Raw genomic sequence first — 323 nt, 5'->3', positions numbered from 1 at the left:
CAAATAACCGCTCCCTACTTTCCTATCGTCCATAACAACAAGCTCAATGTCACGATGTAATGCATAGTGCTGCAGTCCGTCGTCGCAAATAATCAATTCACATTGTAATTCTTCAGTTAAATAGGCGGCGCCGCGAGCGCGATTTGGGTCAATAACCACATCACACTGGCTTCTAATAGCCAGTAGTCTAGGCTCATCCCCCACCTCTGCGGCATTGTCGTCGCCGTTTACTCGTCGGGGGTAAACCGCTGATTTAGCGCCATAACCTCGACTAAGAATGCCTACTTTTATGCCGTGACTTTGGTAATAATCGGCTAAAGCTA

General features: G+C 47.4%; 1 protein-coding gene. It reads right to left on the bottom strand.

All coding sequences use genetic code 11. From position 1 onward, the window contains the following. Positions 1 to 323, bottom strand: a 323-nt coding sequence (locus NLF92_RS12735) for a tetraacyldisaccharide 4'-kinase (protein ID WP_254102573.1), incomplete at both ends; no start/stop codon positions are given.

Source organism: Opacimonas viscosa, from assembly GCF_024199005.1.
Taxonomy (GTDB): Bacteria; Pseudomonadota; Gammaproteobacteria; order Enterobacterales; family Alteromonadaceae; genus Opacimonas; species Opacimonas viscosa.
Note: the sequence above shows the minus strand (reverse complement) of the source record. Positions and strands in the feature narration are given on the sequence as shown.